Source organism: Streptomyces sp. NPDC048331 (genome assembly GCF_043201215.1).
In the GTDB taxonomy this organism is placed as follows: domain Bacteria; phylum Actinomycetota; class Actinomycetes; order Streptomycetales; family Streptomycetaceae; genus Streptomyces.
The window spans coordinates 185,048-208,422 of sequence record NZ_JBICYT010000013.1; the positions used below are offsets into that span (position 1 = coordinate 185,048).

Here is a 23,375-nt window from a genome sequence, read left to right on the forward strand (position 1 = left end):
TTCGCAATCCTGTAGCCCTCTGCAAGCTCCCCCGGCCTCACTAACCTTGGCGCCTCCCAAGGGGTTTGGGGTGGCTCCGGACATGTCCGGAGCCCGGGGAGGTAAAGAGCATGCAGTTCAAGCGCATGGCCGTCGTGGCAGCAGCCGCGGTGGCCGGCCAAACACTCCTGATGGCCGCACCCGCGATGGCCGAGGAGCAACCGGCGGTGACCGCGCCGGACGTGGCACCCACGGACACCGCCGGGCCGACAGGCGAGGCGCAGGCCCCGGCGAAGGCGAAGAAGAGCCGGGGTCAGACGCCGGAGAAGGCCGAGGAGAAACCCGCGGGGCAGGCCGCGGGGAAGGACGCGGCGAAGCCGGAGCAGAAGGCCGGGGGGCAGGCCGAGGAGAAGGCGGGGCCGAAGGCCGGGGACACCGGCGCGCAGCAGCCCTCCGTACAGCCGGCCGTACAGGCCGTGGCGGCGCCGGCCGCGCCTGCCGCGCCCGAGGCACAGGAACAGGCACCGGCCCAGACACCGGCGCAGGCGCCTGCGGAGGCCGCTGCGCCCGAGGCCCTCGAAGCCGGTGAGGACACCGGGTCCGACCGGATCCTGATGGGACCCGAGGTCACGGTCCAGGGCATCCCGGCGGCCGGCTTCAAGGCCGACGGCAGCTGGACCCCGCTCACCGTGACCGTCGACAACTCGGGCCACGTCGCCGTCGACGAATACACCCCGGTGCTGGGCGTCTCGCAGGCCGCCGGACAGTTCGGGCCGGCCCACGTCAGCGTCGAGTACCGCACCTCGGGCGGGCCGTGGACGGCCGCCGCACCGGGCGCGAGCGCGGCCCCCACGCTGGGCTACGCCCTCGGCAGCGCCGCCGCGGTCCCCGCCGGCCAGATCCGGACCATCGACGTACGGATCAGCTTCGCCGCGGACACCCCCGTCGTGCCGTTCGACCTGACGGCGGACGGCACGGGTCGGGTCGGGACCTCCATGGGCAGCTCCCCCACGTCCTCGTACGCGACCAGGATCACGGGCGCGCCCGGCGGCGACGAGGAGCCCGTGCACGTCGACGGGCCCGCGCTGACGGTGAGCGGGGTCCCGGAATCGGTACGGGCGGGCGGCGACTGGACGGAACTCTCCGTCCGCGTGGACAACGCCGGGAAGGGCGAACTGGCCGCGTTCGACCTGGGCCTCGTGCTGGCCCGGCCCGACTTCGTCTCCATGCAGGTCTCGCAGATCACGGTCGAGGTCCTGCGGCCCGGCGCGGACGGACAGGCTGCGGCCTGGCAGTCCGTAGAGATCACCTCGGACGAGGACGGCTACTTCTTCGCGGGCGGCCTCGTACGCGGCCCGATCGGCGCGGGCGCGGCCTTCGACGTCCCGGTCCGCGTCCGCTTCGCCGCCGACGCCCCGACCGGCTCGGTCTCCTTCTTCGCCTGGGGCACGTCCCAGATCGACGCGGAGACACCCCCACCGTGGGCGGGCTCCCGCTCACCCCGCCGCCTGACCACCCTCCTGGAACCGGCCCCGGCCCCGGGCGGCGAGACGCCTGGTGGGGGAACCCCCGGCGGCGGGACCCCGGGCGGGGACACCCCCGGTGGAGAGACGCCCGGCGGCGGGACCCCGGGCGGAGGCACCCCAGGCGGGGAAACTCCAGGCGGCGGGACCCCCGGCGGCGAGACGCCTGGTGGGGGAACCCCCGGCGGCGGGACCCCGGGCGGGGAAACTCCAGGCGGCGGGACCCCCGGCGGCGAGACCCCAGGTGGCGGGACCCCGGGCGGAGGCACCCCAGGCGGGGAAACTCCAGGCGGCGGGACCCCCGGCGGCGAGACGCCTGGTGGGGGAACCCCCGGCGGCGAAGCCCCGGGCGGGGACACCCCCGGTGGAGAGACGCCCGGCGGCGGGACCCCGGGCGGAGGCACCCCAGGCGGGGAAACTCCAGGCGGCGAAGCCCCGGGCGGGGGCACCCCCGGCGGGGAAACCCCCAGCGGCGAAACTCCCGGCAGCGGCACCCCCGGTGGCCAGACGCCCGGCGGCAACACCCCGCCCGGCACACCGGGCGGCAACGGGCCGGTGCCGAACGGCGGCACCAGCACCACCCCGATCAACAGCGGGAGCAACACCGGCACCACCGCCACCCCCAGCGGGAGCGCACTGGCCGCCACCGGTGCCGACCCGGCCACCAGTTGGGCCCTGAACGGCGCGGGGGTAACCCTCGCCCTCGGCGCCGCCCTGGTCGCCGGCACGGGTCGCCGCCGCCGCACCAACTGACGCCACCCCAACCGGTTTCACCCGTACGGCCCGGTTCGGGCCGTACGGGCCGGGTAGGGGTCGGCCCGTCCTTCCCCCCACGCACCATCGGAGGCCTCCGTGCCCGACATGAACGGCCCCTACAAGCCCGGCACTCCCTGCTGGATCGACCTGATGGTCCCCGACCAGCAGGCCGCCCTCGACTTCTACTGCGACCTGTTCGGCTGGCAGGGCGAGGTCGGCCCGGCCGAACAGGGCGGCTACTCCGTCTGCACCCTCAAGGGCCGGCCCGTCGCCGGCATCATGAAGGCGAGCAACCCGGACGGCACCGTCCCCGACCCGATGCCGCCGACCGTGTGGACCACGTACCTGTCCACCGACGCCATCGACCCCACCCTCAAGGCCGTCACCGACGCCCACGGCACGGTCATGATGGGCCCGATGGACGTCATGGACCTCGGTCGGATGGCCGTCGTCGCCGACCCGACCGGCGCCGTGTTCGGCCTCTGGCAGCCGGGCTCCTTCGACGGCGCCGGCATCGTCAACGAGCACGGCGCCCTCATCTGGAACGAGCTCAGCACCAGCGACGTCCCCGCGGCCGCCGCGTTCTACTCCGCCATCCTGCCGATCACCACGGCCGCCTCCCACATGCCCGGCGCCGAGGGGTACACGGAGTTCAAGGCCTCCGGTCGCGTGGTGGGCGGAATGATGAACCTGGACAAGACGCCGCCCGGCACTCCGCCGAACTGGCTGCCGTACTTCCAGGTCGACAACGTGGACGAGATCCAGGCCGCCGCCGTGCGGGCCGGGGCCACCGTCCTCGCCCCCGCCTTCGACATGGTGGCGGGCCGCATGGCCGTCCTGACCGACCCGCAGGGCGGCCCCTTCGCGGTCATCACGTCGACGGTCACGGAGCAGCCCGCCTGATGTGACCCGGCCCACAGGAATGTTCCTCCTGTGGGCCTCCTCCTTCTCGGTGACGGTTCGTCCATCTCGGAGGGGGCTCACATGAGGAACAAGCGCGCGGGGACGGCTGTGGCCGCACTGCTGGCGGCCGACGGACTGATCCACCTGTACTGGGCCACCGGCGCGACCTGGCCCGCGCCCGACGAACGGAGCCTGTCCCTGGCCGTCCTCGGCCTGGACACCTCCTTCGGGCCGGGCGCGGTGCTTCCCCTGGCGGCCGTCCTGCTGACGGGCGCCACCGCCGTACTCGCCCACACCCGAGGCCGCGGCGGCCGGGCGACCCGGGCCGTCACCGGTGCGGTAGCGGCCGGCCTGGCCGTACGGGGCCTCGCGGGCCTGGGTTGGGCGGCCGGGCTCCTCGACAGCCCGCCGGACAGTGCCTTCTACGTGCTCAACCTGGCGCTCTACACCCCGGTCTGCCTCGCGGCGGCCTGGGCGGCGGCCCAGGTGGCCGCGCGGCGGAACTCGCACCAGACGACCTTCCCGGGCGTCCGGGCCAGCGCCCCCCAGTCGTCGGAGAGCGCGGCGACGAGCGTGAGCCCCTGACCGTGGGGCCGCTCGGTGATCCGGGAGAACCCGGGCCCGCTGTCGTGCACCTCGACGCGGACGGTCGCGTCCTCGCAGCCGTACATCCGCAGCAGATAGCCGCGGCCCGGCGGGACGCCGTACCGCAGGGCGTTGGTGGCGAGCTCGCTCACGCAGAGCAACACGTCGTCGAGGCGGTCGGCCGCTCCCCACGCCCGCAAGGTGTCACGTGTGAACTGCCGCGCAGCTGCGACGGTTCGGGGTGAGCGCAGGTAGGAACGTTCGCGGACGAGCGCCGCCTGGATAGTTGGATTCACCGGACGATCGTCGCGTTCCGTGACTAGCGTGTGGCTGAGCGCCGACCCGTACTCCTTGATGAGTACGGGTCCGCACGGGGTATTCCGCTTGCGTGGGTGGGGAGTTCGCTGTCATGCCACCGAGGAAACGAGTACGGCCGAACGCGACGACCATGAAGATGGTCGGCGCGATGGTGGCCGCCGCCCGCACCGCCAAGAACCTGACCCAGCGGCAGCTCGGCGAGCTGGTCCGGCTGGACGCGGAGACCATCGCGTCCATCGAGCAGGGGCGGCGGGCCCTGATGCCGAACGTCGCAGAGCTGATGGACCTGCACCTCGGACTTCCGGGGCTGCTGACCGTGGCGGCACTGGAGCTTCCCGACATCGACACGACGCCGCCATGGGCTGAGGAATACCTATCCCTTGAATTCAAAGCCGTCAGCTTGTCCTGGTACGAAGGCCAGCGTGTACCCGGGCTGCTACAAACGGAGCGCTACGCCCGAGCACTCTTCAAGTGCCGCGTCCCTGCTCACCCTGAGCAAACCATCGAGGATCTGACCGCCCGCCGCATGGTGCGGCAGGGGATCTTGCACCGCAAGACACCACCGACCCTCAGCTTCGTCATCTGGGAGCCCGCCGTCCGACACCGCATTGGCGGCCGAGACGTACACGAGGAACTGCTACGACACTTGCTCGCCTGTACGGAACTTCCGGACGTTTCCATCCAGGTGATGCCACTGGACCAGCCCGCCCACGCAGCCCTCGACGGCCCCTTCATCCTCCTGGAAACCCCCACCCACCAGCACCTCGGATACTCGGAGAGTCAACGTGGCAGCAGGCTCATCTCAGACCTGGACGAGGTCAGCATCATGGCTCGCCGATATGCGATGCTGCGGACTCAGGCCCTCAACACCGTCCAGACACAGGGCCTGTTGGACCGCCTGCTAGGAGAGTTATGAGCACCGAACTGAAGTGGTTCAAGTCCAGTTACAGCGGCGGCGACGGCGACGCGTGCGTCGAGGTGGCCCCCGGCCCGGCCCTGGTCCACGTCCGGGACTCGAAGGTCCAGCACGGCCCCGTCCTGGCGGTCGCGCCGGCGAGCTGGGCGGCGTTGACCGGCTGGCTGGCTCGGTAGCCCACCTCATCCAGATCCGCGAATGACAGGTGTCGTTTGATGTACCCGACAGAGCCGGCGGAAGCCCGCATCGATGACGCGCACAACCTCCTCGTCGCGCCGTCGGCATTGCACGGCAGCGACCTGATCAGGGACTTCTTCGGGTCCACGATCACACCGGAGGACCTCGCCTCCGGCTCGCCCGACCTCATGGGCAGGACCGTCTACCTGTGCGGCGACGTGTCCGGGATCAGCGACCACCAACTGAAGTCGGCGGAAAGGGTGTTCGTCGTCCGGGAGCTGTCGCACGGCTACGACGAGGCCGTCGAGGCACCCCGGACCCTGGTCGATGTCGGCCGGGTTCCCGTCCGGGTGCACGGCGCCGGCGTGTATTACCGCCGCTTCTTCGATCTCGACGCCGATCACTTCGGGCGGATCCGTGCGGAGCACGCGTTCCAGTCCCTGACGGAGTCCACCAAGCCCGGAACCGCCCATCGCAGCGGCATCTATCTGACGCCCGTCGAGCAGAGCGGTGACGAGCTGCATTTCCGCCTGCTCCGGTGCTCCACGAATCTTTCGGGGCCGACCGAAGGATTTCGCGCGACCGACACCCTCATCGTCGATGCTCTGAACCGCGAGGCCGCCACCGTCTTCCGGGACCAGGCGCCGCTGAATCATGTCCTCGCGCAGATCTACCACAACACCGGTGCCACGGCCGAGCGTAAGCAGTCCAAGGCCAAGATTGCGGCCCATGCCGACAAGACCAAGGACATGCCTCTCAATGGCGTCATGGCCTTCTGCACCTTCTACGAGGGGCTGGAAAAGCTGCGGCCCCTGGCCGATGACGCCTTCGACCACGGCGTGAAGCGTGCCAGCGGGCTGACCCGACTCCGTTTCCGCCTCAAGGAACCGATGGCGGAAGCGGAACAGGGCGGGGTCGCGCTCCCCCCGCAGTTCGAGCTGACGCTCTACCCCGGCTCCGTCTTCTTCATGCCGCTGTCCACCAACCGCCTGTACACGCACGAGATCCGGCCCTCTACGTTGGGCGCCGAGGTGCTCCCGACCCGCCTCGGGTACGTGGTGCGTTGTTCGAGCGCCGAGGCCGTTCACAAGGGCGGTCGGACGTTCCTCAAGGCGGGCGGGGACCTGGTGACGTTGGGCCCGCCCACACCGGAGGGCATGGACGAGCTGCGCAGGCTGTACGCCGAGGAGAACAGGACTTCGTCCTTCATCGACTACGGCGGGAAATTCCTCTTCAGCATGAACACGGGAGACTACGTTGCCCCCCGCGCCTAGGATCTCGGACGAGATCCTCTCGTACGCGTTCCCGGCCGATCAGGATCTCTTCGCGGAGCTGTCCTCGTCGGCTCGTCTGGAAGGCGTGGGAAAGGGCCGGCAAGGTGCCGTCCTCACCAGGGTCGACGGGGCGCAGGGGGTGCCTCTCGTGCGCACCACCACGCGGTACGGCAGCCCGGCGCAGCGATTCCGTGCGGTGCACGAGCGGCTGGCGCAGCGGATTCAGGAGCACATGGCGATCCCGGTCGGCTTCAACAACGCGCTGATCGAGAGCTACACGAATGCGTACCGGACGATGGGCGGTCATTCCGACCATGCCCTGGATCTGGCCGACGGGTCCTTCATCGCCGTTCTCTCCTGTTACCGGAATCCGGAAGGCCCGCCGCGGAAGCTGATGTTCGCGTCGAAGACGGCCGGTGAGAGCGACACGTTCGAGGTCCCTCTCACCCACAACGGTGTCGTCGCGTTCTCCGTCGCGTCGAATCGGCGGTTCACGCACAGGATCGTGTTGGACGCGCCCGTGCCGATGCCGGACAACGCATGGTTGGGCGTGACGTTCCGGACGTCGAAGACCCTCGTCCGGTTTCGCGACGGACAGGCGTACCTCCCTGAGGGCGCGCGCCTGAGCTCGGCCGACGACGATCAGCGGCGCGAGTTCTACCGACTGCGGCGCCGCGAGAACGAAGAGGTGGACTTCGTCTACCCGCCGCTGACGTACACCGTCAGCGAGAGTGATCTACTGCCGCCGCTCTGACGCCAGGGGGGCCAGCCCGTCCAGGATGCGGTCCAGGCCGAAGCGGAATTGGAAGTCCGGCTCTCCGGAGCCGCTGAACGCGTCCGAGGCCAGCAGTCGCGTGACCGCGGGGTGGCTGTCGGGTCCGGTCATGAGCCGCAGGGTGCGGATGTATCGGCCGAGGGCCTGGTCCGGGGCGACCCCGGACTTGATGATGGCGTCCATCATGTCGGCGGCCATCGTGGCCTCGTTCCGTACGAGTCCCCCGATCAGGATGATCGTCGAGAGCTTCTCGCTCTCCGCCAGGTCGGTGCCGGCCATGGACGCGAGGCCGCGGTCCATCCAGGCCAGCTGGTTGGGGGAAACGGGCGCGGCGGTGATCGGGATGCGCAGGATCCAGGAGTTGGCCATCAGGACGGCCCGCTGCGCGTACGCCCAGTTCGTGAGCAGCTCGCGCCAGCTCCACCCCTGCGCCTCGGGCGGGAGCGCCGGTGGGGCGCCGACGCCCGCGTCCGCCATGAGGACGTAGAGCTCCTCCTTGGCGGCGACGTAGCGGTAGAGGGACATCGTGGAGACGCCGAGTTCCTTGGCCACGCGGCCCATGGAGACGGCGTCCACCCCTTCGGCGGCGGCGAGCGCCACCGCCGCGTCCACGATCTTCGGCAGGGTGAGCGTGGGGCGCGGCCCCTTGGCGGGGCGTTCGCGTAGACCCCAGGCCATCTCCAGGCTCGTCGGGAGCCCTGTGCCGCTGTCCTCGTCCGCCATGACCGCCCACTCCTCGATTGACCCCCATCCTAGTTCTGTGTATTACTTACACAGAAGAGCGTAAGGCATACGCAGAAGATGGGAAGGGAGCACCATTCCCCATGACCACGCACGCCTCCGGCCCCCTCGGCATCCACGCCACAGGCCTGACCAAGTCCTACGGTGACCTCCGCGTCCTGGACGGCATCGACCTCGCCGTCCCGCGCGGCAGCGTCCTCGCCCTCCTCGGCCCCAACGGCGCGGGCAAGACCACCACCGTGCGGATCCTGGCCACCCTGACCGCCGCCGACGCCGGCAACGTTCGGATCGCCGGGCGCGACACCGTCACCGAGCGCTCCCGGGTCCGCGAACTCATCTCCCTCACCGGCCAGTTCGCCGCCGTGGACGAGTTGCAGACCGGCACCGAGACCCTGCGCATGATGGGTCGGCTGGCCGGGCTCTCCCCGCGCGCCGCCCGGACCCGCGCCGACGAGCTGCTCGCCCGGTTCGGGCTCACCGAGGCCGCCGGACGCACCGCGAAGACGTACTCGGGCGGCATGCGCCGGCGCCTCGACCTCGCCGCGAGCCTGGTCTCCCGGCCGGAGGTGATCTTCCTCGACGAGCCGACCACCGGGCTCGACCCGCGCAGCCGCCAGGACCTGTGGGAACTCGTACGGGAACTGCGCGCCGACGGCACCACCGTCCTGCTCACCACCCAGTACCTGGAGGAAGCCGACCGACTCGCCGACCGCGTCGCCGTCCTCTCCGGTGGCCGCATCGCCGCCGAGGGCACCCCGGCCGAGCTGAAGTCCCGCGTCGCCGGGCACCGGTTGGACCTCACCCTCACCAGCCCCGCCGCCTACGAGGCCCTCGCCCCGCGCGCCGTCCACCTCGCCCCCGACGAGCTCACCCTCGGCCTGCCGACCGACGGCACCGCCGCCCACGTGCGGACACTGCTCGACGAACTCGACCCGGACCGCACCGACATCGACCGCTTCACCTTGCGCAGCGCCACCCTCGACGACGTCTTTCTCGCCCTGACGGGAGCCGACCGATGACCACTGTGCCCGTGCACGCCCTCGCCCTGGCCGGCCGCAGCCTGCGCATCAGCAGCCGCCGGCCGGACGCGCTGATCGCCGCCCTGATGCTGCCCGTCATGCTGATGCTCATCTTCGTCTACTTCTTCGGTGGGGCCATCGACACCGGGACGGCGTACGTGACGTACGTGGTGCCCGGCGCCATGCTCCTCTGCGCGGGCTTCGGCGCGGCCTCCACCGCCGTCAGCGTCGCCGAGGACATGACGAACGGCGTGATCGACCGCTTCCGTTCCCTCGACATCGGCGGCATCCCGGTCCTCGCCGGTCACGTGGCGGCCTCGGTGGTGCGCAACCTGATCTCCACCACCCTGGTCCTCGCCGTCGCCCTCGCCATCGGCTTCCGGCCCCAGGCCGGACCGGCCGCCTTCCTCGCCGCGGCCGGCCTGCTGCTGACGTACATCACGGCCATCTCGTGGCTGGCCGCCGCGCTGGGCCTGCTCGCCAAGTCCCCCGAGGCGGCCGGCGGCTTCACCTTCCTGATGATGTTCCTGCCGTACCCGTCCAGCGCCTTCGTCCCCATCGACACCATGCCCGGCTGGCTGCACGGCTTCGCCGACCACCAGCCGCTGACCCCGGTCATCGAATCCCTGCGCGCGCTGCTCCTGGCACAGCCCGCCGGAAACGCCCCTTGGACGGCCCTGAGCTGGTGCGCGGGCATCACGGCCGTGGCCATGACCCTGGCGGCGGTCCTGTTCCGCGGCAGGACCCGCTGACGGGCCCCGGTCGGAGCCCCTCAGCGGGCCTGTGAACCTGCCACTCAGTGATTGAGCGGGTAGGAATGACGGCCCGTGGCCTCATCGATCTCGGCGTGGGCCTTCTGCAGCATCTGCGACGCGAGATCCATGAGCGCACGAGCGCCCGCGATCTCTTCCCCGACCCTCAACTGCTCCGGGTCGGAGGGATGACGCAAGGCATAGCCCCGCGCCTTGATCTCGGAGCCGTCCCCGAGCCTGACCAGGGCCGCCGCACTGGTGCGGTGGCCCTCCTCGGTGAATTCGAGCTCCACATGCCACCCGACGAGCGTGGCCATGGTGCATCACCTCCAGGGGGTCACCCTTCCCTCCAGGGTGCGCCCGGGGAGAGACGAACGCGAGCGGTGGACCCGGGGGCGGTGGGCACGGACCGCCGTTCCCCGAGCTCAACAGTCGAAGGCCCCGAACAGCCCGACGTCGCCTTCCCCGCCTTCGGGTTCGGCCTGCTGGTGGCTCTGGCCGTGCCGGTCGCCGCGTGGGCGTTGCCTTGGCGGTGGCGGTAGGCCGCCGCCAGGGTGTGGTTCGCCGTCGTCGCTCCGGTCGCCGTCCTCCTCGACTTCGTCGTCTTCGACGGCCTCGCCGCCCGGCCGTGGAACAGACCGTCAGCGGGTCTCGCGCAGCCAGCCGGCGACCTCGGTCGCCCAGTACGTGAGGATCGTGTCGGCGCCCGCCCGCTTGATGCCCAGCAGGGTCTCCAGGATGGCGCGGTCGCGCTCGATCCAGCCCTTCTCCGCCGCCGCCTCGATCATCGCGAACTCGCCGCTGATCTGGTACGCCGCCACCGGGACGTCCACCGCCTGCGCCACCCGGTAGAGGATGTCGAGGTAGGGACCGGCCGGCTTGACCATCACCATGTCCGCGCCCTCCTCCAGGTCGAGGGCGAGTTCCCGCAGGGACTCCCGGGCGTTCGCCGGGTCCTGCTGGTAGGTCTTGCGGTCGCCCTGCAGCGAGGAGGCGACGGCCTCGCGGAAGGGACCGTAGAAGGCGGAGGTGTACTTCGCCGTGTACGCGAGGATCGAGACGTCCTCGTGCCCGGTCTCGTCCAGCGCGTCACGGATGACGCCGACCTGCCCGTCCATCATCCCGCTCGGCCCGACCACGTGGACGCCCGCGTCCGCCTGGACCTGCGCCATCTCGGCGTAACGCTCCAGCGTCGCGTCGTTGTCGACGTTCCCGTGCTCGTCCAGCACGCCGCAGTGGCCGTGGTCGGTGTACTCGTCCAGGCACAGGTCCGACATGATCACCAGGTCGTCCCCGACCTCGGCCTTCACATCACGGATCGCGACCTGCAGGATCCCGTCCGGCTCGGTGCCCGCCGTGCCCAGCGCGTCCTTGTTCTCGTCGGCCGGGACACCGAACAGCATGATCCCCGCGACCCCCGCCCGGGCCGCCTCCACGGCGGCCTTCCGCAGCGTGTCCCGGGTGTGCTGCACGACGCCCGGCATCGCGGAGATCGCCAGGGGCTCGCTGATGCCCTCCCGTACGAACGCCGGGAGGATCAGGTCCGAGGGGTGCAGCCGGTTCTCCGCGACCATCCGCCGCATCGCCGGGGTGGTGCGCAGCCGGCGGGGCCGTGAACCGGGGAAGGATCCGTACGCGCTCATCTTCAGTCGCCTCTTCGAGCATCGACAGCAGTCCGGACAAGGGTAGAGCCCGGGCCCCCCGCTCCCGGGCTCCACCCGTCCCCGGCCGTCCCCCGGCCCCGACCTACGGTCGGTGCGAGAGCTCCACCGACAGGTACGGGGCCAGCGCCCGCAGGAAGTCCGGCGCGTCGAACATCGCGGCGGCCGAGGCCACACCCGTCGTCCTGGCCCGCCCGGACAGGAGCCGCTCGACGGCCTCGACCGCCAGCGGCGCCGTGACCGCGTAGATGTCCTGGCCCCGGGCCGTGGCCCGGCGCTCGATCCCGCCCGACCGCACCAGGACGTCGACGACGAAGGTCTGGTCCGAGCGGCCGAGGTCGTCGACGGCCTCCGGCGCCGGCGTGTCCGGCCCGGCGAGATCCCGCGCGGCCTCCGCGGCCATGTACGTACGCACCTCGGGCACGTCGACATGGCTGGGCACGGTGACGACGTCGGCCATCGTGAACTCCGCGATCACCGTCCGCCGGCCCAGCGGCGCGGGGAAGTCCCACTCCTGCTCCGCCAGTTGGTCGTCGTGGTAGCGCAGGGCGCCGTCCGTGAACCGCACCCGGCGCCCCGCGCGTCGCTCGTGGGACACCGTGCCCGCCTCCCGGGTGCCGGCCGTGGGCCGCCAGCTGCTCAGCCCGTACGCGACGTGCACCTCGTCCGCCGCCTCCCATCCGCCGGTGGCCGCGCCGACCAACAGGTCGCCGAGGCCGCCGTAGAAGGCCATGGCCGGCACCACGGGCACCTCCGCCTTACGGGCCGCTTCCGCGCGGTCGGCGAACATGGCCGCGTTCGCCTCGATCTCCGCCGCGACGTCCACGTACGGGATCCCCGCGCGCAGGGCCGCCTCGACGACCGGGCCGCCCGTCACCGCGAACGGTCCGGCGGCGTTGATCACGGCCGCCGCTCCGGCGAGGGCCCGGTCCAGGGAGGCCGGGTCGTCGACGGCGGCCGGGCGGACGAGCACGTCCGCCCCGCCCTCGGCGGCCAGTGCCTCCAGCCGGGCCTCGTCGCGGCCGGAGACGACGGTGGCGATTCCGCGCCTGCGCAGCTCGGCGACGATGAAGCGACCGGTGTGCCCGGTCGCCCCGTAGACCACCACCGCGCCCGTCGTACCCGCGTCCGTCGTGTCCGTCATGTCCGCCGTACCCACCGTGCTCATCGCTGTCCCCGTTCGCGTCGTTCGCGTCGTATCCGCCGTCTCGATGAACCCAGTCTCGGGGCGCCCCGCACCCGACCGTGATGGTCCGGAACGACATCACCCGTACACTTTCGGACATGCCTACCGTCGCCCTGGCGGCCGCCGGCCGCATGCTGCACTTCGAGCTGGCGGTGGCCTACGAGATCTTCGGCAATCCCCCGCTCGACGCCCCGCACGGCTGGTACGACGTCCTGCTGTGCGGCCCCGGCCCGGTGCGTGTCGGCCCGTTCACCGTCGAGCCCGACCACGGCCTGGAGCGCCTGGTCCGGGCCGACACCGTGATCGTGCCCGCGTGCGCCGACGTCGACGAACCCCCACCGCCCGAGCTGGTCGAGGCGGTGCGCGCGGCCCACGCGGCCGGTGCCCGGGTCGCCTCCCTGTGCACCGGGGCCTTCGTGCTCGGCGCCGCGGGCCTGCTGGACGGGCGGCGGGCCACCACCCACTGGGCGCACGCCGCCGAGCTGAGCGCACGCCATCCGCGGGCCGAGGTCGACGCGGACGTCCTCTACACGGACAACGGCAGCGTGCTCACGGCCGCGGGCAAGGCCGCCGCCGTGGACCTGTGCCTGCACCTGATCCACCTCGACCACGGCGCCGCCGTCGCCAACGCCATCGCCCGTCGCCTCGTCATGGCCCCGCACCGGACCGGCGGTCAGGCCCAGTTCGTGACCACCCCGGTCCAGGCCACGGGCGGCGACCACCAGCTCACCGACCTGCTCGCCTGGGCCCAGCAGCGCCTCGACCGGCCGCTGACCGTCACCGACATGGCGCGCAGGGCCAGTACGAGCCCCCGCCATCTGGGACGACGCTTCCGGGCGGTCACCGGCCAGACCCCGCTGCAATGGCTGCTGACCCAGCGGGTCCGCCGCGCCCAAGAGCTGCTGGAGGCCACCGACGAGACGATCGAGGCCGTCGCCGTGGCCACCGGCATGGGGACCGCCACCACCCTGCGCCGCCAGTTCAAACGGGTGGTCGGCGTCCCGCCCGACACCTACCGCCGCACGTTCCGCACCGCGAACCCCGCCTGACGGCCGACCTCCGGACCGGTGTCCGCCGGCCGGGTCCGCGTCCGGAACCCCCGGCCCGGCGACGGCCCGCACCTCACCCCCGCCGCCCGGCGGGATCGTTGCGGAACCTCCACCGCCACAGGCCGTCCGCCCGGGGGTCGCCCTCGTACTCCGGGCGCAGCGGACCCACCTTCTCGTACGCCTCCGGCGTACGGGGGTGGTCCCGGCAGGCCAGCGCGAAGGCGGCGCTGAGTCGTTCGTCCTGTCCGTCGGCGTCCAGGAGCTCCAGCAGCGCCTCGGTGACGGCCGGCGAGCGGTCGCGTCCTGACCTGACGGAGTACGCGGCCCGTTCCCGCACCTGCGGGTTCTCGTCCCGGAGCAGGGCGATCAGTACCTCGCGGTCCTCCACCGCGTCGCAGTCCAGCACCTCCGCCGCCCGCTGCCGCACTTCGCCGTCCGGGTCCCGGGCGAGGCCGCGCACCACCCGTGCCGTCGCCGGGGCCTCCGGCGGGTGGAGCATCCACGGCACCCGGCGGCGCACCCGGGGGTCCGGGTGGTCGGCGTATCGCAGGCCGAGCGCCCGCGCCTGCGGGAGGCACCTGTCGGTCAGCAGGCGGAGCAGCATCGCCAGCACCCCGGGATCCGGCTCCACCGCGGCCCAGCCGGGGAGCAGCTCGGCGAGCCGCTCCGCGTACCGGCGATGGTGCGGGACCTCGTGCGGGAACATGTCGACCATCAGCGTGGCCAGGTTCAGGAAGTCGGCGGCGAACGCCCGGTGGGCGGGGGCGGGGTGCCGGTGGAACTCCATCACCGCACGCCAGGTCTCGGCACTCTGCCGCGACAGGAGGTTCCCGCGGGCCGCAGCCCGGTCGACGTGCTCCTCGTCCTCGTCCAGGGCCCCGTACGCGTCGGCCTGCCGCACGGCCCGGGTGACGAGTTCCCCGACCGGCGGCAGGATCCGGAGATCCTCCTCCAGGAAGGTGAGGATCGCGCCGTGCCCGTCCCGTACGGTCCGCCCGCCGAGGGTGATCTCCCGGATCCGACCGGACTCCCCGTCCCGCACGATCTCGCTCCGTGCCGGTCCGTGGGCCCCCGTCAGCCGCCGCAGCTCCGCCTCCGCACCGACTTCGTACCACCGCCGGGCGGCGGCGAGCGGCCTCTCGCCGTCCCTCAGCGGCGCGGGACCGCGTACCGCCACCCACACCGCCGAGGAGCCGGCGTCGACGGCCCTCAGCAGCGGGGTCGTCCCGTCCGGGAGCGGCCGGTCCGGGTCCGCTCCGGCCGCCACCAACATCTCGACGCTCTCCACGGCATAGGCCGCGACCGCCGCGCACAGCACCGGCAGCCCGTCCTCGCCCACCGCGTCCGGGTCCGCGCCCTCCGCCAGCAGGGCCCGTACCGTCTCCGCCTCACCCGCCGCCACCGCGTCCACCAGCCGGGCGTCCAGCTCCGTCATCCGTCCCCCCTCGTCCCGCGTCCCGCGTCCCGGCGGTGATCTTCGCCGGGCCGCGGGCGACCGACAACCGGATTCCGCCCGGGCCGGACACGGGAAGGGGCCCGGGTGCGATCGCACCCGGGCCCCTTCCCGGTGTCCTGCGGCGGGCAGGGCCCGCCTAAGCCGCTCACGTCGTGCGACGCCGTCGCGCCCCCGGCCGTCGCTCGCTCGGCCGGAACACCGTCTCGCCGGCCTCCTTGGCCGCCTCGCGGCGCGCCGCACCGTACTCGGCGAGGGCCTCCGCCAGCTTCGACACCGACGGCTCCGGGGACAGTACGTCCACGCGCAGCCCGTGCTCCTCCGCCGTCTTGGCCGTCGCCGGCCCGATACAGGCGATGACGGTCACGTTGTGCGGCTTGCCGGCGATCCCGACCAGGTTGCGGACGGTCGACGAGGAAGTGAAGAGAACGGCGTCGAAGCCGCCGCCCTTGATCGCCTCGCGCGTGTCCGCCGGGGGCGGAGACGCGCGCACCGTCCGGTAGGCGGTGACGTCGTCGACCTCCCACCCGAGTTCGATCAGCCCGGCGACCAGCGTCTCGGTCGCGATGTCGGCCCGCGGCAGGAACACGCGGTCGATCGGGTCGAAGACCGGGTCGTACGGCGGCCAGTCCTCCAGCAGTCCGGCGGCGGACTGCTCACCGCTGGGCACCAGGTCCGGCTTCACGCCGAACTCCACGAGCGCGGCGGCGGTCTGCTCTCCCACCGCGGCGACCTTGATGCCCGCGAAGGCGCGCGCGTCGAGCCCGTACTCCTCGAACTTCTCGCGGACGGCCTTCACGGCGTTGACCGAGGTGAAGGCGATCCACTCGTAGCGGCCCGTCACCAGGCCCTTGACCGCGCGCTCCATCTGCTGCGGGGTGCGCGGCGGCTCCACGGCGATGGTCGGCACCTCGTGGGGCACCGCGCCGTAGGAACGCAGCTGGTCGGAGAGCGAGGCGGCCTGCTCCTTGGTGCGCGGTACGAGGACCCGCCAGCCGAACAGCGGCTTCGACTCGAACCAGGACAGGTCCTCGCGCCGCGCGGCGGCGCTGTGCTCACCGACCACGGCTATGACGGGCCGGGCGCCCTCGGGCGAGGGGAGCACCTTGCCCTGCTTGAACACCTGGGCGATGGTGCCGAGCGTCGCGCACCAGGTCCGCTGCCGCGTGGTGGTGCCGGCGACGGTCACGGTGAGCGGGGTGTCGGGCTTGCGCCCGGCGCTCACCAGCTCGGCGGCGGCCGCCGAGACGGTCTCCAGGGTCGCGGACACGACGAGGATGCCGTCGCTGGCGCCGACCTCGCTCCAGCAGCGCGCCGAGGCGGTCCGCGCGTCGACGAACCGCACGTCCGCGCCCTGCTTGTCGCGCAGCGGGACACCGGCGTACGCGGGTACGCCCACCGCGGTCGCGACACCGGGCACCACCTCGAAGGGGATACCGGCGGTAGCGCAGACGAGCATCTCCTCGGCGGCGTTGCCGTCGAGACCGGGGTCGCCCGTGACGGCACGCACGACCCGCCTGCCGGAGCGTGCGGCCTCCATGACAAGATTGGCCGCGTCCCGGATCACCGGGACCCCGGCGGCTGCTGACACTTCATCAGCGATCGTCAGCTGCGGCGTGTCGACATTCGCCCGCGCATGAGTCCGTACGACCTCGAGCACCTCGGGCTCCGCGATCAGTACGTCCGCGGCCGCGAGCGCCTCGACGGCGCGCAGCGTCAGCAGGCCCGGGTCGCCCGGGCCGGCACCGAGGAAGGTGACGCGTCCGTGGGCGGCGACGGCCGGATAGGCGGAGGTGGTCGGAATTGAGGGGTTCAAAGCGATCGCTCCCCCATCAGACCGGCCGCGCCCTTGGCCAGCATCTCGTCCGCGAGTTCGCGGCCGAGCGCCATGGCCTCGTCGTACGACTGGGGCACGGGACCGGTGGTGGACAGCTGCACCAGCGTGGTGCCGTCGAGGGTTCCGACGACGCCGCGCAGGCGCATTTCATTGACAATCTCCCCGTCCGCCGACAGGTCGGCGAACGCGCCCACGGGTGCGCTGCAGCCGGCCTCCAGGGCGGCGAGCAGGGAACGCTCGGCGGTCACGGCGGCCCGGGTGTGCGGGTCGTCGAGTTCTGCGAGCGCGGCGACGAGGTCCGTGTCGGACGCGAGGCACTCCACGGCGAGGGCGCCCTGGCCGGGAGCCGGCAGGACGCTGTCGACGGACAGCAGGTCGGTGGCTTCGCCGCCGCGCCCGATCCGGTTGAGACCGGCGGCCGCCAGGACGACGGCGTCGAGCTCTCCGTCGTGGACGAAGCCGATCCGGGTGTCGACGTTGCCGCGGATGGGCACCGTCTCGATCCGCTTGCCGAGGGAGAGCGCCAGGTGGTTGAGCTGGGCGGTGCGCCGCGGCGAACCGGTACCGATCCGGGCACCGTCGGGCAGCTGCTCGAAGGTCAGACCGTCCCGGGCGACGAGCGCGTCCCGCGGGTCCTCGCGGCGCGGCATGGCCGCGATCACCAGGTCGTCGGGCTGCGCGGTCGGCAGGTCCTTCAGCGAGTGCACGGCGAAGTCGACCTCGCCGCGCTGCAGCGCGTCGCGCAGGGCGGTGACGAACACGCCCGTCCCGCCGATCTGCGAGAGGTGCTCGCGCGAGACGTCGCCGTAGGTCGTGATCTCCACGAGCTCGACGGCGCGGCCGGTGACGGCCCGTACCGCGTCGGCGACGTGCCCCGACTGGGACATGGCCAGCTTGCTCCGCCGCGTACCGAGCCGCAGCGGCTGGTCGGGACGTGTGTTCATGATGCCCGTCCTGGGTCGTCGTCGTTCATCGGATCGGCCGCGTCCGCCCGGCTGACGGAAGCAACCGTCTGAGGGTCGAGGTCGAAGAGTTCGCGCAGCGCCTCCGCGTACCCGGCGCCGCCGGGCTCGCTCGCGAGCTGCTTGACGCGCACGGTCGGCGCGTGGAGGAGCTTGTCCACGACGCGACGCACGGTCTGGGTGACCTCGGCACGCTGCCGTTCGTCGAGGTCGGGCACGCGTCCGTCGAGCCGCGCCACTTCCATGGCCACGACCTCGGCCGCCATGGCGCGCAGGGCGACGACGGTGGGCGTGATGTGCGCGGCCCGCTGCGCCGCCCCGAAGGCCGCCACTTCCTGGGCGACTATCCCGCGTACGGCGTCGACGTCGGCTGCCATCGGGGCGTCGGCGGACGCCTCCGCGAGCGACTCGATGTCCACGAGCCGGACGCCCGGGATCCGGTGCACTGCCGCGTCGATGTCCCTGGGCATGGCCAGGTCGAGCAGCGCGAGCCGGACGGTGGTCGCGAGGGGCTGCGTACGGGTGCTCCTGCGGGGCTGCCGTTGTGCGGCGGCCTCGCCCTGGTCGGCCCAGGTCCCGTGCAGTTCGAGGGAGTTGGCGTCGACCCCGGTGAGCGCGGCGCGCCCGTCGGGTCCGACGGGACACCCGTCGCCCTCCACGGGAGCGCTGATGGTCCGCGCGGCTCCGGCGTCGGCGAGGCGCCTCCCGCCTTCGGCAGCGGCCACGAGACGGGCGACTACGTCGGCCGATTCCAGCCCCGCCGGCGATTGAGGCGCGGGGTCCGGGGCGGAGCCCCGATCTGCCGGCCCCGCCGGCGTTCGAGGCGCGGGGTCCGGGACGGAGCCCCAGGACACGGCGTCGAGCACGTCGTCGGCGGTCAGCACGAGCCCCGTCGCACCGGTGCAGGAGACGACCACGTCGACTCGTGTCAGCTCATCCGCGACACGCGCCATCGGCACGGCCGCGGCCGAGACCCCGGTGCCCGAGGCAACCAGAATCTCCGCCAGGCGCTCCGCCCGCTCCGCGGTCCGGTTGGCCACGACGATCTCGGCGACACCGACGCGCGCCAGCGTCGCGGCGGCCAGCGAGGACATCGACCCGGCGCCGATGACCAGCGCCCGCTTGCCGGCGGCCCACTCGACCACCGGTGTGCCCACGGCGAGCTGTTCCAGCCCGAAGGTCACCAGGGACTGGCCGGCCCGGTCGATCCCGGTCTCGGAGTGCGCCCGCTTGCCGACCCGCAGCGCCTGCTGGAACAGGTCGTTGATCAGCCGGCCGGCGGTGTGGAGTTCCTGCCCCAGCGCGAGCGCGTCCTTGATCTGGCCGAGGATCTGCCCCTCGCCGACGACCATCGAGTCCAGGCCGCACGCCACCGAGAACAGGTGGTGCACCGCCCGGTCCTCGTAGTGCACGTACAGATAGGGGGTGAGCTCCTCCAGCGCGACGCCGCTGTGCTGCGCGAGCAGCGTGGACAGCTCGGCGACGCCGGCGTGGAACTTGTCCACGTCCGCGTACAGCTCGATCCGGTTGCAGGTGGCCAGCACGGTCGCCTCGGTCGCCGGTTCGGCGGCGAGGGTGTCGTGCAGCAGCTTCACCTTGGCATCGGCGGACAGCGAGGCCCGCTCCAGGACGCTGACGGGTGCGCTGCGGTGGCTCAGCCCTACGACGAGCAGACTCATGCCGGCATCACCGCCGGCACGTCGCCCTCGGGCCCGCCCTTGCGCTGTTCGGCGGCGGTCCGCCCGGCCGGCGGCACCACGGCCGCGGCGGGTGCGGCGCCGCCCACGGAGGGGCTGCCGGCGGCAGCGGCGGCCGCTTCCTCACCGGCCTTGCGCTGCTCGTGGAAGGCGAGGATCTGGAGCTCGATGGAGAGGTCGACCTTGCGCACGTCCACGCCCTCGGGCACGGACAGCACGGTGGGCGCGAAGTTCAGGATGGAGGTGACACCGGCCGCGATCAGCCGCTCGCTGACCTGCTGGGCCGCGCCCGCGGGGGTCGCGATCACGCCGATCGAGACGCCGTTCTCCGAGATGATCTTCTCCAGATCATCGGTGTGCTGCACGGCCATGCCGGCGACCGGCTTGCCGGCCATCGCCGGGTCGGCGTCGATGAGGGCCGCGACCCGGAAGCCGCGCGCGGAGAAACCGCCGTAGTTGGCGAGGGCGGCGCCGAGGTTACCGATGCCGACGATGACGACCGGCCAGTCCTGGGTCAGGCCGAGCTCGCGGGAGATCTGGTAGACGAGGTACTCGACGTCGTAGCCGACGCCGCGGGTCCCGTAGGAGCCGAGGTACGAGAAGTCCTTGCGCAGCTTCGCGGAGTTGACTCCGGCGGCGGCCGCGAGCTCCTCGGAGGACACCGTGGGCACCGATCGCTCGGAGAGCGCGGTGAGGGCGCGCAAGTACAGCGGAAGCCGGGCGACAGTGGCCTCGGGAATACCTCGGCTGCGGGTCGCCGGTCGGTGAGTTCGGCCAGTTGCCACGATGCTCCTGCGGGATGAGCGGGGCTGCAGGCGGCCACTTGTCCCAGGACCGCCCCGTCGACAGCAGGCTATGCCTTTGTGAACGCGTGCACAAAGATTGTGTCCGGTTTGTCCGACCAAAGTGACCGGGGTCACGCGCTTCCGGCACGTAAAGCCGGAACCATCGGCACGTCGAACCCGTTCAAATCCCAAAGGGGGCAAAACCGTGCACACTCCTCACAGATACGCCCCCGAGACCCCATAAATCGCCCATGATGGTAACCGGGAGAGGGTCAGGCCCCCAACGCCCGCCGGAGCCGGTCGGGGTTCACCCTCCAGAAGGTGTGCTGCTCGCCGTCCACGAGCACGACCGGAATCTGCTCCCAGTGCAACCGGTAGAGCTCCTCGTCCTGCGAGATGTCCTTCTTCTCCCATTGCGCACCCGTCTCGGCACACACCTTCGCGACCACCTCCTCCGCCTCGTCGCACAGGTGGCACCCCGGCTTCCCGATGAGCGTCACGGTCCGCTCGCCGGGCTGCTTCTTTTCCTTACGGCGCAACAAAGGGCTCATGCCACCCATTCTCCCGCGCCCTCGCGTAACAGCGTCGCCTCGAAGAGTTCACGCCTCCGCATCCCATCGGTTCGGGAACTCCCGAACACAGTGGCTATGCTCGCGTCATGGCCGCTCTCGGATGGCTCCCCCCTCGTCGGCGCTCCGCCACCGCACGCAGCGTGCTGGCGGGCGAGGCCTCGGCCGAGGCCGCCCGCAAGTCCGCCCTGGCCGAGGCCCCACCGCTCACCGAACCCGAAACGGAACCGGCAGCCCTCGCCGAAGAGGGCTCGGACCGGGCTCCGGAAGAACCCGTCTTCCCGGTCGCCGGCGACGACCTCGCCGCCGCCTTCTTCGACCTCGACAACACCGTCATGCAGGGCGCCGCGATCTTCCACTTCGGCCGCGGCCTCTACAAGCGCGAGTTCTTCCGCCGCCGCGAGCTGGCCCGCTTCGCCTGGCAGCAGGCCTGGTTCCGGCTCGCCGGGGTCGAGGACCCCGAGCACATGCAGGACGCCCGCGACAGCGCCCTGTCCATCGTCAAGGGCCACAAGGTCTCCGAGCTGATGTCGATCGGCGAGGAGATCTACGACGAGTACATGGCCGAACGGATCTGGCCGGGCACCCGCGCCCTGGCCCAGGCCCACCTCGACGCCGGCCAGAAGGTGTGGCTGGTCACGGCCGCCCCCGTGGAGACGGCCACCATCATCGCCCGCCGCCTCGGCCTGACCGGCGCCCTGGGCACCGTCGCCGAGTCCGTCGACGGGATCTACACCGGCCGCCTGGTCGGCGAGCCGCTGCACGGCCCCGCGAAGGCCGAGGCGGTCCGCGCCCTGGCCGCCGCCGAGGGGCTCGACCTCGAACGCTGCGCCGCGTACAGCGATTCGCACAACGACATCCCGATGCTGTCGCTGGTCGGACATCCGTACGCGATCAATCCCGATACAAAACTGCGCAAGCATGCCCGCACCAACGACTGGCGGCTGCGCGACTATCGGACCGGCCGCAAGGCCGTGAAGGTCGGCGTCCCGGCGGCCGCCGGCGTCGGCGCGATCGCGGGCGGCGCGGCCGCGGCCATCGCCCTGCACCGCCGCCGCAAGTAGCAACACCAGGCCCGGGGCCCCACGCGCCCCGGGCCCGCCTCGACCACGGCTCCGACCCGGTCATTCGCTCACCTCTACCCGCGCCCCCGGCGCGGCACTCGGGCATGCCCGAGTCGGTCGCGGGACCCCATGGAAGCGTCCATTCCGCGTATCCAAGTGATCAAGAATCGATCACCAACTGCGACTGAATATGCCCTCGACACGCAACAGAAGTGTCGGAACCGGTGATTTGAGCAACTGGGTGTAGCGCTGCCTGTACGAAGCGTTATTCTCCTCAAACGCATGCCACCGGCCACCTGTCGCCACGACGGGTGAACGGTTCCGCACTGCACGTGATGGAAGCTCTGCCTCTGGGAGTCCCGTGTACCCACCTGTCGGGGTTGACGCCTCGGGCCTGGCTCAGCTGCGCGCAACGGTCCTCGACCACCTGCGCGGCTTCGTCCCCACCGCGTACGCCGTCCCCGCCTTCGCCGCCGCGGTCCCTGCCGGCCTCGGCCCGGCCGGTCCTTGCTATGCCCTGACCGACGGGGGCGCGACGGTGGGCAGACGAGGTCGCGCCGCCGGTGGCTCCAACGCCGCCGGCACCGGCACCCAGGCCACCACCCACCGCCGCCCCACGGCGGACAGCGACCAGGCCCGCATGATGGACCTGGTCGAACGTGCCCAGGCGGGCGAGGCCGAGGCCTTCGGCCGCCTGTACGACCAGTACAGCGACACGGTCTACCGGTACATCTACTACCGCGTCGGCGGCAAGGCGACCGCGGAGGACCTCACCAGCGAGACGTTCCTGCGCGCCCTGCGCCGGATCTCCACCTTCACCTGGCAGGGCCGCGACTTCGGCGCCTGGCTCGTGACGATCGCCCGCAACCTGGTGGCGGACCACTTCAAGTCCAGCCGGTTCCGGCTGGAGGTCACCACCGGCGAGATGCTCGACGCCAACGAGGTCGAGCGCAGCCCCGAGGACTCCGTCCTGGAGTCCCTCTCCAACGCGGCCCTGCTGGAGGCCGTACGCAAGCTCAATCCGCAGCAGCAGGAGTGCGTGACCCTGCGCTTCCTGCAGGGCCTCTCGGTCGCCGAGACGGCCCGGGTGATGGGGAAGAACGAGGGCGCCATCAAGACGCTCCAGTACCGGGCGGTGCGCACCCTGGCCCGCCTCCTCCCCGAAGACGCCCGCTGACCCTCCTACACAACCTCACATTCGGTGACCCCTCGATGACGCTGTGGTCAGATCATCCTTCGTCCGTAACCCAAGTGCCGCGACGCTCGTTGTGCGGAATGCAGGCTCCCTGTGGACACGCTTTGCCCGAAGCCGCTCACCCGAAAGTGTGGATGTGCTCAAGGAAGGCAACCTTCCGGACACCTTGGGGAGTCGATCGTCATGACGAGAGGAGGTG

Annotated in this window: 22 protein-coding genes and 1 pseudogene; 12 read left to right on the forward strand and 11 right to left on the reverse strand. The window is 72.0% G+C overall.

Going from position 1 to position 23,375, the window contains the following annotated elements; translation table 11 throughout:
- The first annotated feature begins 110 nt into the window (after positions 1-110).
- The 3 genes and pseudogenes from ACGFYY_RS20760 to ACGFYY_RS20770 form a co-directional block, all read left to right on the forward strand.
- Complete coding sequence (locus tag ACGFYY_RS20760; protein ID WP_393711148.1) at positions 111-2,255, forward strand: hypothetical protein; 2,145 nt, start codon at positions 111-113, stop codon at positions 2,253-2,255.
- A 108-nt stretch (positions 2,256-2,363) separates the two neighbouring features.
- Complete coding sequence (locus ACGFYY_RS20765) at positions 2,364-3,161, forward strand: VOC family protein (protein WP_393711203.1); 798 nt, start codon at positions 2,364-2,366, stop codon at positions 3,159-3,161.
- Positions 3,162-3,242: 81 nt separating this feature from the next.
- A pseudogene (locus ACGFYY_RS20770) lies at positions 3,243-3,578 on the forward strand (DUF3995 domain-containing protein); the annotation flags it as partial.
- Positions 3,579-3,604: 26 nt separating this feature from the next.
- Here the strand turns inward: ACGFYY_RS20770 and ACGFYY_RS20775 are convergent.
- On the reverse strand, positions 3,605-4,042 hold the full coding sequence (locus ACGFYY_RS20775) for an ATP-binding protein (protein ID WP_393711150.1): 438 nt from the start codon (positions 4,040-4,042) through the stop codon (positions 3,605-3,607).
- Positions 4,043-4,194: 152 nt separating this feature from the next.
- On the opposite strand from ACGFYY_RS20775, the gene ACGFYY_RS20780 reads away from it, so the two are divergent.
- Genes ACGFYY_RS20780 through ACGFYY_RS20795 form a run of 4 tightly spaced genes read left to right on the forward strand, consistent with a single transcriptional unit; the run spans position 4,195 to position 7,185 of the window.
- Entirely contained in the window at positions 4,195-4,980 is a 786-nt protein-coding gene (locus ACGFYY_RS20780; RefSeq protein WP_393711152.1) for a helix-turn-helix domain-containing protein, read from the forward strand.
- Positions 4,977-5,156, forward strand: coding sequence for a DUF397 domain-containing protein (locus ACGFYY_RS20785; RefSeq protein WP_393711154.1), 180 nt, complete (start codon positions 4,977-4,979; stop codon positions 5,154-5,156). Before ACGFYY_RS20780 ends, ACGFYY_RS20785 begins: the two co-directional genes overlap by 4 nt.
- 39 nt (positions 5,157-5,195) lie before the next feature.
- Positions 5,196-6,431, forward strand: a complete 1,236-nt coding sequence (locus ACGFYY_RS20790; RefSeq protein WP_393711156.1) for a hypothetical protein — start codon at positions 5,196-5,198, stop codon at positions 6,429-6,431.
- Complete coding sequence (locus ACGFYY_RS20795; protein ID WP_393711158.1) at positions 6,415-7,185, forward strand: alpha-ketoglutarate-dependent dioxygenase AlkB; 771 nt, start codon at positions 6,415-6,417, stop codon at positions 7,183-7,185. Before ACGFYY_RS20790 ends, ACGFYY_RS20795 begins: the two co-directional genes overlap by 17 nt.
- On the opposite strand, the gene ACGFYY_RS20800 is transcribed toward ACGFYY_RS20795, so the two are convergent.
- Positions 7,168-7,929 carry a TetR/AcrR family transcriptional regulator gene (locus tag ACGFYY_RS20800; protein ID WP_393711160.1) on the reverse strand — a complete coding sequence of 254 codons (762 nt, stop codon included), beginning with the start codon at positions 7,927-7,929 and terminating at the stop codon, positions 7,168-7,170. The genes ACGFYY_RS20795 and ACGFYY_RS20800 overlap by 18 nt on opposite strands.
- Positions 7,930-8,030: 101 nt before the next feature.
- Here ACGFYY_RS20800 and ACGFYY_RS20805 point away from each other — a divergent pair, with 101 nt between their 5' ends.
- The gene (locus ACGFYY_RS20805) at positions 8,031-8,966 is read left to right on the forward strand and encodes an ATP-binding cassette domain-containing protein (RefSeq protein ID WP_393711162.1); all 936 of its coding nucleotides are present in this window, start codon (positions 8,031-8,033) and stop codon (positions 8,964-8,966) included.
- Positions 8,963-9,718 (forward strand): ABC transporter permease, encoded by a 756-nt coding sequence (locus ACGFYY_RS20810; RefSeq protein ID WP_365267603.1) that lies wholly within the window; start codon positions 8,963-8,965, stop codon positions 9,716-9,718. The genes ACGFYY_RS20805 and ACGFYY_RS20810 overlap by 4 nt, the downstream gene beginning before the upstream one ends.
- Positions 9,719-9,762: 44 nt before the next feature.
- On the opposite strand, the gene ACGFYY_RS20815 is transcribed toward ACGFYY_RS20810, so the two are convergent.
- The 3 genes from ACGFYY_RS20815 to ACGFYY_RS20825 all read right to left on the reverse strand — a co-directional run bounded on the left by ACGFYY_RS20815 (position 9,763) and on the right by ACGFYY_RS20825 (position 12,547).
- Positions 9,763-10,035 (reverse strand): DUF1876 domain-containing protein, encoded by a 273-nt coding sequence (locus tag ACGFYY_RS20815; protein WP_365267601.1) that lies wholly within the window; start codon positions 10,033-10,035, stop codon positions 9,763-9,765.
- A 324-nt stretch (positions 10,036-10,359) separates the two neighbouring features.
- A complete protein-coding gene (hemB, locus tag ACGFYY_RS20820) occupies positions 10,360-11,361 on the reverse strand; it encodes a porphobilinogen synthase (RefSeq protein WP_393711165.1) in 1,002 nt (333 codons plus the stop codon).
- Between the two features lie 103 nt (positions 11,362-11,464).
- Positions 11,465-12,547 (reverse strand): saccharopine dehydrogenase NADP-binding domain-containing protein, encoded by a 1,083-nt coding sequence (locus ACGFYY_RS20825; protein WP_393711166.1) that lies wholly within the window; start codon positions 12,545-12,547, stop codon positions 11,465-11,467.
- Between the two features lie 116 nt (positions 12,548-12,663).
- Here ACGFYY_RS20825 and ACGFYY_RS20830 point away from each other — a divergent pair, with 116 nt between their 5' ends.
- Entirely contained in the window at positions 12,664-13,614 is a 951-nt protein-coding gene (locus ACGFYY_RS20830; RefSeq protein ID WP_393711167.1) for a GlxA family transcriptional regulator, read from the forward strand.
- Between the two features lie 73 nt (positions 13,615-13,687).
- On the opposite strand, the gene ACGFYY_RS20835 is transcribed toward ACGFYY_RS20830, so the two are convergent.
- From ACGFYY_RS20835 to ACGFYY_RS20860, 6 genes are all read right to left on the reverse strand, one after another.
- Positions 13,688-15,049, reverse strand: a complete 1,362-nt coding sequence (locus ACGFYY_RS20835) for a HEAT repeat domain-containing protein (RefSeq protein WP_393711169.1) — start codon at positions 15,047-15,049, stop codon at positions 13,688-13,690.
- Between the two features lie 166 nt (positions 15,050-15,215).
- On the reverse strand, positions 15,216-16,883 hold the full coding sequence (locus tag ACGFYY_RS20840; protein ID WP_030722644.1) for a bifunctional uroporphyrinogen-III C-methyltransferase/uroporphyrinogen-III synthase: 1,668 nt from the start codon (positions 16,881-16,883) through the stop codon (positions 15,216-15,218).
- Positions 16,880-17,848, reverse strand: a complete 969-nt coding sequence (gene hemC / locus ACGFYY_RS20845) for a hydroxymethylbilane synthase (protein ID WP_365281530.1) — start codon at positions 17,846-17,848, stop codon at positions 16,880-16,882. The genes ACGFYY_RS20840 and hemC overlap by 4 nt, the downstream gene beginning before the upstream one ends.
- Positions 17,845-19,545 carry a glutamyl-tRNA reductase gene (locus ACGFYY_RS20850; protein ID WP_393711172.1) on the reverse strand — a complete coding sequence of 567 codons (1,701 nt, stop codon included), beginning with the start codon at positions 19,543-19,545 and terminating at the stop codon, positions 17,845-17,847. The genes hemC and ACGFYY_RS20850 overlap by 4 nt, the downstream gene beginning before the upstream one ends.
- Positions 19,542-20,348, reverse strand: a complete 807-nt coding sequence (locus tag ACGFYY_RS20855) for a redox-sensing transcriptional repressor Rex (RefSeq protein ID WP_365279741.1) — start codon at positions 20,346-20,348, stop codon at positions 19,542-19,544. Before ACGFYY_RS20855 ends, ACGFYY_RS20850 begins: the two co-directional genes overlap by 4 nt.
- A 272-nt stretch (positions 20,349-20,620) precedes the next feature.
- Complete coding sequence (locus ACGFYY_RS20860) at positions 20,621-20,908, reverse strand: glutaredoxin family protein (RefSeq protein ID WP_314247780.1); 288 nt, start codon at positions 20,906-20,908, stop codon at positions 20,621-20,623.
- Positions 20,909-21,006: 98 nt separating this feature from the next.
- Here ACGFYY_RS20860 and ACGFYY_RS20865 point away from each other — a divergent pair, with 98 nt between their 5' ends.
- Together ACGFYY_RS20865 and ACGFYY_RS20870 are read left to right on the forward strand one after the other, a co-directional pair.
- The gene (locus tag ACGFYY_RS20865) at positions 21,007-21,981 is read left to right on the forward strand and encodes an HAD family hydrolase (protein ID WP_393711175.1); all 975 of its coding nucleotides are present in this window, start codon (positions 21,007-21,009) and stop codon (positions 21,979-21,981) included.
- 361 nt (positions 21,982-22,342) lie between these two features.
- A complete protein-coding gene (locus ACGFYY_RS20870) occupies positions 22,343-23,158 on the forward strand; it encodes an ECF subfamily RNA polymerase sigma factor, BldN family (RefSeq protein WP_393711177.1) in 816 nt (271 codons plus the stop codon).
- Positions 23,159-23,375 lie beyond the last annotated feature (217 nt).

Coding starts and splice junctions, on each gene's coding strand:
- ACGFYY_RS20825 (WP_393711166.1), bottom strand. CDS start 12,547: ATGAGCACGGTGGGTACGGCGGACATGACGGACACGACGGACGCGGGT.
- ACGFYY_RS20835 (WP_393711169.1), bottom strand. CDS start 15,049: ATGACGGAGCTGGACGCCCGGCTGGTGGACGCGGTGGCGGCGGGTGAG.
- ACGFYY_RS20765 (WP_393711203.1), top strand. CDS start 2,364: ATGAACGGCCCCTACAAGCCCGGCACTCCCTGCTGGATCGACCTGATG.
- ACGFYY_RS20790 (WP_393711156.1), top strand. CDS start 5,196: ATGTACCCGACAGAGCCGGCGGAAGCCCGCATCGATGACGCGCACAAC.
- ACGFYY_RS20805 (WP_393711162.1), top strand. CDS start 8,031: ATGACCACGCACGCCTCCGGCCCCCTCGGCATCCACGCCACAGGCCTG.
- hemC (WP_365281530.1), bottom strand. CDS start 17,848: ATGAACACACGTCCCGACCAGCCGCTGCGGCTCGGTACGCGGCGGAGC.
- ACGFYY_RS20850 (WP_393711172.1), bottom strand. CDS start 19,545: ATGAGTCTGCTCGTCGTAGGGCTGAGCCACCGCAGCGCACCCGTCAGC.
- ACGFYY_RS20800 (WP_393711160.1), bottom strand. CDS start 7,929: ATGGCGGACGAGGACAGCGGCACAGGGCTCCCGACGAGCCTGGAGATG.
- ACGFYY_RS20810 (WP_365267603.1), top strand. CDS start 8,963: ATGACCACTGTGCCCGTGCACGCCCTCGCCCTGGCCGGCCGCAGCCTG.
- hemB (WP_393711165.1), bottom strand. CDS start 11,361: ATGAGCGCGTACGGATCCTTCCCCGGTTCACGGCCCCGCCGGCTGCGC.
- ACGFYY_RS20860 (WP_314247780.1), bottom strand. CDS start 20,908: ATGGGTGGCATGAGCCCTTTGTTGCGCCGTAAGGAAAAGAAGCAGCCC.
- ACGFYY_RS20830 (WP_393711167.1), top strand. CDS start 12,664: ATGCCTACCGTCGCCCTGGCGGCCGCCGGCCGCATGCTGCACTTCGAG.
- ACGFYY_RS20785 (WP_393711154.1), top strand. CDS start 4,977: ATGAGCACCGAACTGAAGTGGTTCAAGTCCAGTTACAGCGGCGGCGAC.
- ACGFYY_RS20865 (WP_393711175.1), top strand. CDS start 21,007: ATGGCCGCTCTCGGATGGCTCCCCCCTCGTCGGCGCTCCGCCACCGCA.
- ACGFYY_RS20780 (WP_393711152.1), top strand. CDS start 4,195: ATGAAGATGGTCGGCGCGATGGTGGCCGCCGCCCGCACCGCCAAGAAC.
- ACGFYY_RS20760 (WP_393711148.1), top strand. CDS start 111: ATGCAGTTCAAGCGCATGGCCGTCGTGGCAGCAGCCGCGGTGGCCGGC.
- ACGFYY_RS20815 (WP_365267601.1), bottom strand. CDS start 10,035: ATGGCCACGCTCGTCGGGTGGCATGTGGAGCTCGAATTCACCGAGGAG.